The following is a 10,361-nucleotide window of genomic DNA, read 5'->3' as shown; positions in this document are numbered from 1 at the left end:
CGCCGCCGAACTTGCTCGACAGCACCGTCGTGATCGCCGCCGTCAGCGTCGTCTTGCCATGGTCCACGTGACCAATCGTCCCCACGTTCACGTGCGGCTTGGTCCGCTCGAATTTGCCTTTTGCCATTTTCAGAACTCCGTGTTCAAAGAGCGTTGTCCAGTGCGAGGTTTAAGGTCTCCGGCGGCCCGCTGATTCGCCTGCCACTGGCAGCAGACGGCGGCGCGCCGAAGACCGGCTTGTGTTGCTTACTTGCTGCGTGCGGTGATGATCGCGTCGGCGACGTTCTTCGGAGCCTCGGCGTAGTGCTTGAACTCCATCGTGTACGTCGCGCGGCCCTGGGACATCGAGCGCAGCGTGGTCGAGTAGCCGAACATCTCGGACAGCGGCACCTCGGCCTTGATGACCTTGCCGCCGCCGGGCATGTCGTCCATGCCCTGCACCATGCCGCGACGGGACGACAGGTCGCCCATCACCGAGCCCGCGTAGTCTTCCGGCGTCTCGACTTCCACGGCCATCATCGGCTCGAGGATCACCGGGCTGGCCTTGCGGCAGGCTTCCTTGAAGCCCATCGACGCGGCCATCTTGAACGCGTTCTCGTTCGAGTCCACTTCGTGGTACGAGCCGAAGGTCAGCGTGACCTTGACGTCGACCACCGGGTAGCCGGCCAGCACGCCGTTCGGCAGCGTGTCGATCACGCCCTTCTCGACCGCGGGGATGAACTCGCGCGGCACCACGCCGCCCTTGATGGCGTCGACGAACTCGAAGCCCTTGCCCGGCTCCTGCGGCTCGACCGTGAAGACGACGTGGCCGTACTGGCCCTTGCCGCCCGACTGGCGCACGAACTTGCCTTCGACGTCGGTCGCAGTCTTGCGGATCGTCTCGCGGTAGGCCACCTGCGGCTTGCCGACGTTGGCTTCCACGCCGAACTCGCGCTTCATGCGGTCGACGATGATCTCCAGGTGCAGCTCGCCCATGCCGGAGATGATGGTCTGGCCGGACTCCTCGTCGGTGCGCAGGCGGAACGAAGGATCTTCGGCAGCCAGGCGGCTGAGGGCCACGCCCATCTTCTCCTGGTCGGCCTTGGTCTTCGGCTCCACGGCCTGCGAAATCACAGGCTCAGGGAAGATCATCTTCTCGAGAGTGATCACGTGCTCGGGGTCGCACAGCGTCTCGCCGGTGGTCACGTCCTTCAGGCCCACGCAGGCAGCGATGTCGCCGGCCAGGATCTCCTTGATCTCTTCACGCTGGTTGGCGTGCATCTGCAGGATCCGGCCGATGCGCTCCTTCTTGCCGCGGATCGGGTTGAAGACGGAGTCGCCCGACTTCAGCACGCCCGAGTACACGCGCACGAAGGTCAGCTGACCGACGTACGGGTCGGTCATCAGCTTGAACGCCAGCGCGGCGAACTTCTCGTTGTCGTCGGCCTTGCGGACGACTTCCTTGTCGTCCTCGTCGGTGCCCGGCACCGGCGGGATGTCCACCGGCGAGGGCAGGAAGTCGATCACCGCGTCGAGCATGCGCTGAACGCCCTTGTTCTTGAAGGCGGTGCCGCACAGCATCGGCTGGATCTCGGTGGCGATCGTGCGGGTGCGCAGGCCCTGCTTGATCTCTTCCTCGGTCAGCTCGCCGGTCTCGAGGTACTTGTTCATCAGGTCCTCGGAGGCTTCGGCAGCGGCCTCGATCATGTTCTCGCGCCACTTCTGGCACTCGGCCTCGAGATCGGCCGGGATCGGGCCGTACTCGAACTTCATGCCCTGGCTGGCCTCGTCCCAGACGATAGCCTTCATCTTGAACAGATCGACGACGCCGACGAAGTTCTCCTCGGCGCCGATCGGCACCACGATGGGCACGGGGTTGGCCTTCAGGCGCGCCTTCATCTGGTCGTAGACCTTGAAGAAGTTGGCGCCAGTGCGGTCCATCTTGTTGACGAACGCCAGGCGCGGCACCTTGTACTTGTTGGCCTGGCGCCAGACGGTCTCGGACTGCGGCTGCACGCCGCCGACCGCGCAGTACACCATGCAGGCGCCGTCGAGCACGCGCATCGAGCGCTCCACCTCGATGGTGAAGTCGACGTGACCCGGGGTGTCGATGATGTTGAAGCGGTGCTCCGGATAGGACAGGTCCATGCCCTTCCAGAAGCAGGTGGTGGCCGCCGACGTGATGGTGATGCCGCGCTCCTGCTCCTGCTCCATCCAGTCCATGGTGGCCGCGCCGTCGTGCACCTCACCAATCTTGTGGTTCACGCCGGTGTAGTAGAGGATGCGCTCGGTGGTCGTCGTCTTGCCGGCGTCGATGTGAGCCGAGATGCCGATGTTGCGATAGCGCTCGATGGGGGTCTTGCGGGCCATGGTTCACTCCAAATACTTGGGCCGCCAGCGGGTCAGGGTTGACCCGTAAGGCGGCCGAGAGATTGCTGCGTGCGGAAGGTCAGAAGCGGAAGTGCGAGAAGGCCTTGTTCGCTTCGGCCATGCGGTGCACTTCGTCGCGCTTCTTCATCGCGCCGCCGCGGCCCTCGACGGCCTCCAGCAGCTCGTTGGCCAGGCGCTGGGCCATCGACTTCTCGCCGCGCTTGCGCGCCGATTCCTTCAGCCAGCGCATCGCGAGGGCGACGCGGCGGACGGGGCGGACTTCCACGGGAACTTGGTAGTTCGCACCGCCGACGCGGCGGGACTTCACTTCGACCATCGGCTTGATGTTGTTCAGCGCGACGTTGAAGATCTCCAGGGGATCCTTGCCGGACTTCTTCTCGACCTGGTCGAGGGCACCGTAGATGATGCGCTCGGCGACGGCCTTCTTGCCGGACTCCATGATCACGTTCATGAACTTGGAGAGTTCGACCGAACCGAACTTCGGATCAGGCAGGATCTCGCGCTTGGGTACTTCGCGACGACGTGGCATTTCAATCTTCCTTCGTTTGCTTCAGTTGGCGTCGGCTTGCGCCGCCCGCCGCGAAGGGCCATCAGGACCCTTCACTTACATGACCGGATTTCACCGGCCTCGTGTGACGCCGAGGCGTCAGGCCTTCTTCGGACGCTTGGCGCCGTACTTCGAACGCGCCTGCTTGCGATCCTTGACGCCCTGCAGGTCGAGCGAGCCGCGCACGATGTGATAGCGCACGCCCGGCAGGTCCTTGACGCGACCGCCGCGCACGAGCACCACCGAGTGCTCCTGCAGGTTGTGGCCTTCGCCGCCGATGTACGAAATCACCTCGAAGCCGTTGGTCAGGCGCACCTTGGCGACCTTGCGCAGGGCGGAGTTCGGCTTCTTCGGCGTCGTGGTGTACACGCGCGTGCAGACGCCGCGGCGCTGCGGGCAATCCTGCATCGCCGGCGATTTGGACTTCGTGACCTCGACCTGGCGGCCGTGGCGCACGAGCTGGTTGATGGTTGGCATGGTTTGACTTGTTCCCGTGTGAAGTCAGATTCGTTTCATTCCGGGAGAAGCCGAGCGCCCGGTTGTGAAGCCTGGCCCGAGGCCGCGTGTGGGAGGCTGCTGTGAGCCGTCCCCGCGGTGAGCCGCCCGACAAAGAGCGCAGCAGAATCTGCCGAAAAGCCCGCGATTATATTCGGGCCAACCCACCCCTGCAAGGTCGCCCCCCTGATCCGACCCGATGTACGACCGCCAAGCCAGAACGCTCGTTCTTGACACCAACGTGGTGCTCGACTGGCTGGTGTTCAGAAACCCGGCCGCTGCCCCCCTCGTGGCGACGCTGACCGATGGCGGCTGGCGCTGGTACGTCACGGCGGATATGCGCGCCGAGCTTGAGCAGGTGCTCACTTATCCATCGATCAACAGCTGGCAGCCCGATTGCGAGGCAGTGTGGGCCACCTGGGCACGCTGGGCGGTCGTGGTCGCCGCCGTTCCGGCCGCGCTGTCCGCCCCCTTGCGCTGCACCGACCCCGACGATCAGAAGTTCATCGATCTCGCGCTGCAGCTCGGCGGCGCCACGCTGCTCAGCCGCGACCGCGCCGTGCTCAAGCTCGCCCGCCGCGCGCGGCCACTCGGCGTGGAGATCCTGACGCCGGAACGCTGGGTGCCATGAAGAAGGGGCGGCTCGCGGCCGCCCCTCGATCACACCGGCCCCGCAGGGCCAGGCCTTCGATCACTCGCCGGTTTCGCCCGACGCTGCCGAGGCGGCATCGACCTGCGCCATCTGCACGGCGGCCAGTTCCTCGGCCTCCTGCATCGCGATGGCGCGGCGCTCGGCGTCGTCCATGGCTTCCTTGGCCTTGCGAGCCTCGTGGAAGGCCATGCCGGTGCCCGCCGGGATCAGGCGGCCGACGATGACGTTCTCCTTCAGACCACGGAGTTCGTCGCGCTTGCCCATGATCGCGGCTTCGGTGAGCACGCGGGTCGTCTCCTGGAACGAGGCGGCCGAGATGAAGCTGTCGGTCGACAGCGACGCCTTGGTGATGCCCAGCAGCACGTCGGCGTGCGTGGCCGGGATCTTGCCCTCGGCCAGCATGCGGTCGTTGGTGTCCAGCAGTTCCGACCGCTCGACCTGCTCGCCGGCGATGTAAGCCGTGTCGCCCGGGTTGACGATCTGCACGCGGCGCAGCATCTGGCGAACGATCACCTCGATGTGCTTGTCGTTGATCTTCACGCCCTGCAGGCGGTAGACATCCTGCACCTCGTCGACGATGTAGCGCGCCAGTTCCTCGATGCCCAGCAGGCGCAGGATGTCCTGCGGATCGGCCGGACCGTCGACGATCAGCTCGCCCTTGTTCACCACCTGGCCTTCGTGCACCAGGATGTTCTTCTCCTTGGGCACGAGCTCCTCGTACACCTTGCCGTCCGGATCGGTGATCTGCAGGCGAACCTTGCCCTTGGTCTCCTTGCCGAACGACACCGTGCCGGTGATCTCGGCCAGCGTGCCCTTGTCCTTCGGTGAACGCGCCTCGAACAGCTCGGCCACGCGCGGCAGACCGCCGGTGATGTCGCGGGTCTTCTGGCCTTCGACCGGGATGCGCGCGAGCACTTCGCCGGGGGCGAGGTCCTGGCCGTCGCGGATCTGGATCAGCGCGCCGACCTGGAAGCCGATCGTCACCGAGTGGTCGGTGCCGGGGATCTTCACCTCGTTGCCGGCGGCATCCAGCAGCTTGACCTGCGGACGCACCACCTTGGCCGCGCCGCGACGCTTCGGGTCGATCACCACCAGCGTCGACAGGCCGGTGACCTCGTCGACCTGCTTGGCAACGGTGACGCCTTCCTCGACGTTCTCGAACTTCGCCTTGCCGGCGAACTCGGTGATGATCGGGCGGGTCAGCGGATCCCAGTTGGCCAGCACGGTGCCTGCCTTGATCTGCTGGTCGGGCTTGACCGACAGCAGCGCGCCGTACGGCACCTTGTGGCGCTCGCGCTCGCGGCCGTGCTGGTCGGAGATGATGATCTCGCCGGAACGAGAGATCACCACCAGCTCGCCCTTGCCGTTGGTCACGTAGCGCATCGTGGCGTTGAAGCCGATCAGGCCGTCGCTCTTCGCGTCGACGCTGGAGGCCACCGCCGCACGCGAGGCCGCACCACCGATGTGGAACGTACGCATCGTCAGCTGCGTGCCCGGCTCGCCGATCGACTGCGCCGCGATCACGCCCACCGCTTCGCCGCGGTTGACGATGCCGCCGCGGCCGAGGTCGCGGCCGTAGCACTTGGCGCACAGGCCGAAGCGCGTGCCGCAGGTCAGCGCGGTGCGCACCTTGACCTCGTCGACACCCGCCGCTTCCAGCACGTCGAGCGCATCCTCGTCGAGCATCTCGCCGCCCTTGAGCAGCACTTCCTGCGTCTCGGGGTGCAGCACTTCGACGGCCGTGACACGGCCGAGCACGCGGTCGCGCAGCGACTCGATCACCTCGCCGCCTTCGACCAGCGCGCGAGTGTTCATGCCGTTCTCGGTGCCGCAGTCGTCCTCGGTGATCACGAGGTCTTGCGTCACGTCGACCAGGCGGCGCGTCAGGTAGCCGGAGTTCGCGGTCTTCAGCGCCGTGTCGGCCAGGCCCTTTCGGGCGCCGTGCGTCGAGATGAAGTACTGCAGAACGTTCAGGCCTTCGCGGAAGTTCGCCGTGATCGGCGTCTCGATGATCGAGCCGTCCGGCTTGGCCATCAGGCCACGCATGCCGGCCAGCTGGCGGATCTGCGCCGCGGAACCGCGCGCGCCGGAGTCGGCCATCATGTAGATGGAGTTGAACGACTCCTGGTCGACTTCGCGGCCGTTGCGGTCCTGCACCTTCTGCTTGGCGAGCTGGGCCATCATGACCTTGCCCACCTCGTCACCGGTCTTGCCCCAGATGTCGACGACCTTGTTGTAGCGCTCGCCGGCGGTCACCAGGCCCGAGACGTACTGCTGCTCGATCTCCTTGACCTCCTTCTCGGCGCGCTCGATCAGGCCGTGCTTCTCCTTCGGCACCAGCATGTCGTCGATGGCGATCGAGATGCCGGCGCGCGTGGCCAGGCGGAAGCCGTTCTGCAGCAGCTTGTCGGCGAAGACCACGGTCTCCTTCAGGCCGCACTTGCGGAAGCTCGCGTTGATGAGGCGCGAGATTTCCTTCTTCTTCAGCGCCTTGTTGATGTTGCTGAAGGGCAGGCCCTTGGGCAGGATCTCCGACAGCAGTGCACGGCCCACGGTGGTGTCGACGAGCTTGGTCTCCGGCACGAACTCGCCGGTATCCTTGTTCTTCGTCCACTCGGTCAGGCGCACGCTGATCTTCGCGGTGATCTCGACCTGGCCGTTGTCCAGCGCACGCTGCACTTCGGCGATGTCGGAGAAGATGATGCCCTCACCCTTGCCGTTGATGCGCTCGCGGGTGGCGTAGTACAGGCCCAGCACCACGTCCTGCGACGGCACGATGGAGGGCTCGCCGTTGGCCGGGAACAGCACGTTGTTGGTCGCCAGCATCAGCGTGCGGGCTTCCATCTGCGCCTCGATCGACAGCGGCACGTGCACGGCCATCTGGTCGCCGTCGAAGTCGGCGTTGAACGCCGAGCACACCAGCGGGTGCAGCTGGATCGCCTTGCCTTCGATCAGCACCGGCTCGAACGCCTGGATGCCCAGGCGGTGCAGCGTCGGCGCACGGTTCAGGAGCACCGGGTGCTCCTTGATGACCTCTTCGAGGATGTCCCACACCACCGGCGTGCCGGATTCGACTTCCTTCTTCGCCGCCTTGATGGTGGTGGCGATGCCCATCGCCTCCAGGCGCGAGAAGATGAACGGCTTGAACAGCTCCAGCGCCATCAGCTTGGGCAGGCCGCACTGGTGCAGCTTGAGTGTCGGGCCGACCACGATGACCGATCGGCCCGAGTAGTCGACGCGCTTGCCCAGCAGGTTCTGGCGGAAGCGGCCGCTCTTGCCCTTGATCATGTCGGCCAGCGACTTCAGCGCGCGCTTGTTCGCGCCGGTCATGGCCTTGCCGCGGCGGCCGTTGTCGAGCAGGCTGTCGACGGCTTCCTGCAGCATGCGCTTCTCGTTGCGCACGATGATCTCCGGCGCCTTCAGCTCCAGCAGCCGCGCGAGGCGGTTGTTGCGGTTGATGACGCGGCGGTACAGGTCGTTCAGGTCGGACGTGGCGAAGCGGCCGCCATCCAGCGGCACCAGCGGGCGCAGGTCCGGCGGCAGCACCGGCAGCACCTCCATCACCATCCAGCTCGGCTTGATGCCCGACTTCTTGAAGGCTTCCATCACCTTCAGGCGCTTGGAATTCTTCTTGACCTTCAGCTCGCTGCCGGTCATGTCGTTGCGCAGCTTGTCGATCTCGACGTCGAGGTCGATCTCCTCGAGCAGCTTCTTGATGCCCTCGGCGCCCATCAGCGCGATGAACTCGTCACCGTACTCGGTACGCTTGGCGTCGTAGTCGTCCTCGCTCATGATGCTGAACTTCTTCAGCGGGGTCATGCCGGGGTCGACGACCACGTAGGCTTCGAAGTACAGCACGCGCTCGATGTCGCGCAGCGTCATGTCGAGCACCAGGCCCAGACGCGACGGCAGCGACTTCAGGAACCAGATGTGCGCGCAGGGCGCGGCCAGGTCGATGTGACCCATGCGCTCGCGGCGCACCTTGGTCTGCGTGACCTCGACGCCGCACTTCTCGCAGATCACGCCACGGTGCTTCAGGCGCTTGTACTTGCCGCACAGGCACTCGTAATCCTTGATCGGGCCGAAGATCTTGGCGCAGAACAGGCCGTCGCGTTCCGGCTTGAACGTACGGTAGTTGATGGTCTCCGGCTTCTTCACCTCGCCGAATGACCAGGAGCGAATCTTCTCGGGGGAGGCCAGTCCGATCTTGATGGCATCGAAATGCTCATCAGGGGTGAACTGGCGGAACAGATCAAGCAAACCCTTCATGTTCTGTTTCCTTCCTTCTTAGTTGCGCTCGAGCTCGATGTCGATGCCGAGCGAACGGATTTCCTTGACCAGCACGTTGAACGACTCCGGCATGCCGGCCTCGATCGAGTGCTCACCCTTGACGATGTTCTCGTACACCTTGGTGCGGCCGTTCACGTCGTCGGACTTGACGGTCAGCATCTCCTGCAGGATGTACGAGGCGCCGTAGGCCTCGAGCGCCCACACTTCCATCTCGCCGAAGCGCTGGCCGCCGAACTGCGCCTTGCCGCCCAGCGGCTGCTGCGTGACCAGGCTGTACGGGCCGGTCGAGCGGGCGTGCATCTTGTCGTCCACCAAGTGGTGCAGCTTCAGCACATGCATGTAGCCGACCGTGACGGGGCGCTCGAATGCCTCGCCGGTGCGGCCGTCGTGCAGCGTGGCCTGGGTGCGCGTCGCGGTCAGGCCCTTGGCCTTGGCGATGTCGTCCGGGTAGGCGAGCTTGAGCATCGCGCGGATCTCTTCCTCGGCCGCACCGTCGAACACCGGCGTCGCGAACGGCACGCCCTTGCTCAGGTTGGCGGCCATCTCGAGGATCTCGGCGTCGGACAGGTTGTCCAGCTTCTCGGTCTTGCCGCCCGACTTGTTGTACAGCTCGTCGAGGAACTTGCGCAGTTCGGCCACCTTGGCCTGCTGCTGCAGCATGTCACCGATGCGCTGGCCGATGCCCTTGCCGGCCCAGCCCAGGTGCACTTCCAGCACTTGGCCGACGTTCATGCGCGAGGGCACGCCCAGCGGGTTCAGCACGATGTCGCACGGGGTGCCATCGGCCATGTAGGGCATGTCCTCGACCGGAACGATCTTCGAGACCACACCCTTGTTGCCGTGGCGGCCGGCCATCTTGTCGCCGGGCTGCAGGCGGCGCTTGACGGCGAGGTACACCTTCACCATCTTCAGCACGCCGGCGGGCAGCTCGTCGCCCTGCGTCAGCTTCTTGCGCTTCTCCTCGAAGGCGAGGTCGAAGCTGTGGCGCGTCTGCTCGAGCGAGTTCTTGATCGATTCGAGCTGGTTGGCCACATCGTCGTCGGCCGGGCGGATGTCGAACCAGTGGTACTTCTCGACCGAGGCGAGGTAGGCCTTGTCGATGGTCGTGCCCTTGGCGATCTTCTGCGGGCCGCCATTGGCGACCTTGCCCACCAGCAGCTTCTCGATCCGGTCGAAGGCGTCGGCCTCGACGATGCGCAGTTGGTCGTTCAGGTCGAGGCGGTAGCGCTTGAGCTCGTCGTCGATGATCTGCTGGGCGCGCTTGTCGCGCGGGATGCCTTCGCGGGTGAACACCTGCACGTCGATGACGGTGCCGCTGGTGCCCTGGTCGACACGCAGCGAGGTGTCCTTCACGTCGGACGCCTTCTCGCCGAAGATCGCGCGCAGCAGCTTCTCTTCCGGCGTCAGCGTGGTCTCGCCCTTGGGCGTGACCTTGCCGACCAGCGTGTCGCCGGGCCCGACCTCGGCGCCGACATACACGATGCCCGACTCGTCGAGGCGGGCCAGCTGCTGCTCCGACAGGTTCGGGATGTCGCGGGTGATTTCCTCGGCGCCCAGCTTGGTATCGCGCGCCATCACCACCAGCTCCTCGATGTGGATCGAGGTGTAGCGGTCGTCGGCCACGACACGTTCGCTGATGAGGATCGAGTCCTCGAAGTTGTAGCCGTTCCAGGGCATGAACGCGACCAGCATGTTCTGGCCGAGTGCCAGTTCACCGATGTCGGTGGAGGCACCGTCGGCGATGATGTCCTCGGCCGCGACCACGTCACCGCGCTTGACGATCGGGCGCTGGTGGATGTTCGTGTTCTGGTTGGAACGCTGGTACTTGATCAGGTTGTAGATGTCGACGCCGACCTCGCCCGCCACCGTCTCCGCGTCGTTCACACGGATCACGATGCGGTTGGTGTCGACGTAGTCGACCACGCCGCCGCGGCGCGCGGCCACGACCGTGCCCGAGTCCTTCGCGGCCACGCGCTCGACGCCCGTGCCGACCAGCGCCTTCTCGGG

7 protein-coding genes are annotated in these 10,361 nt (G+C 65.5%); 1 reads left to right on the top strand and 6 read right to left on the bottom strand.

Annotated elements, in window-relative coordinates; genetic code table 11:
* The 4 genes from AB7U92_RS14035 to rpsL all read right to left on the bottom strand — a co-directional run.
* Nucleotides 1–127, bottom strand: a 127-nt coding sequence (locus tag AB7U92_RS14035; RefSeq protein WP_233175816.1) for a GTP-binding protein, incomplete at its 3' end; no start/stop codon positions are given.
* A 119-nt stretch (nucleotides 128–246) separates the two neighbouring features.
* A complete protein-coding gene (gene fusA / locus AB7U92_RS14030; protein ID WP_428577816.1) occupies nucleotides 247–2,349 on the bottom strand; it encodes an elongation factor G in 2,103 nt (700 codons plus the stop codon).
* Between the two features lie 79 nt (nucleotides 2,350–2,428).
* Complete coding sequence (rpsG, locus tag AB7U92_RS14025; protein ID WP_293433543.1) at nucleotides 2,429–2,899, bottom strand: 30S ribosomal protein S7; 471 nt, start codon at nucleotides 2,897–2,899, stop codon at nucleotides 2,429–2,431.
* 117 nt (nucleotides 2,900–3,016) lie between these two features.
* Nucleotides 3,017–3,394, bottom strand: coding sequence for a 30S ribosomal protein S12 (rpsL, locus tag AB7U92_RS14020; protein WP_428577813.1), 378 nt, complete (start codon nucleotides 3,392–3,394; stop codon nucleotides 3,017–3,019).
* 217 nt (nucleotides 3,395–3,611) lie between these two features.
* Between rpsL and AB7U92_RS14015 the strand changes: the two genes are divergently transcribed.
* Nucleotides 3,612–4,043 (top strand): PIN domain-containing protein, encoded by a 432-nt coding sequence (locus AB7U92_RS14015; RefSeq protein WP_428577810.1) that lies wholly within the window; start codon nucleotides 3,612–3,614, stop codon nucleotides 4,041–4,043.
* A 60-nt stretch (nucleotides 4,044–4,103) separates the two neighbouring features.
* Here AB7U92_RS14015 and rpoC read toward each other — a convergent pair whose 3' ends face one another.
* A complete protein-coding gene (gene rpoC, locus AB7U92_RS14010; RefSeq protein WP_428577807.1) occupies nucleotides 4,104–8,333 on the bottom strand; it encodes a DNA-directed RNA polymerase subunit beta' in 4,230 nt (1,409 codons plus the stop codon).
* A gap of 18 nt (nucleotides 8,334–8,351) precedes the next feature.
* The coding region (gene rpoB, locus AB7U92_RS14005) for a DNA-directed RNA polymerase subunit beta (RefSeq protein WP_428577804.1) at nucleotides 8,352–10,361 on the bottom strand (2,010 nt) is incomplete at its 5' end.

It is taken from the genome of Piscinibacter sp., assembly GCF_050175855.1.
Classification (GTDB): Bacteria; Pseudomonadota; Gammaproteobacteria; order Burkholderiales; family Burkholderiaceae_C; genus Piscinibacter.
This window is presented reverse-complemented; position numbering and strand designations above follow the sequence as displayed.

Coding starts and splice junctions, on each gene's coding strand:
- fusA (WP_428577816.1), bottom strand. CDS start 2,349: ATGGCCCGCAAGACCCCCATCGAGCGCTATCGCAACATCGGCATCTCG.
- rpsG (WP_293433543.1), bottom strand. CDS start 2,899: ATGCCACGTCGTCGCGAAGTACCCAAGCGCGAGATCCTGCCTGATCCG.
- rpsL (WP_428577813.1), bottom strand. CDS start 3,394: ATGCCAACCATCAACCAGCTCGTGCGCCACGGCCGCCAGGTCGAGGTC.
- rpoC (WP_428577807.1), bottom strand. CDS start 8,333: ATGAAGGGTTTGCTTGATCTGTTCCGCCAGTTCACCCCTGATGAGCAT.
- AB7U92_RS14015 (WP_428577810.1), top strand. CDS start 3,612: ATGTACGACCGCCAAGCCAGAACGCTCGTTCTTGACACCAACGTGGTG.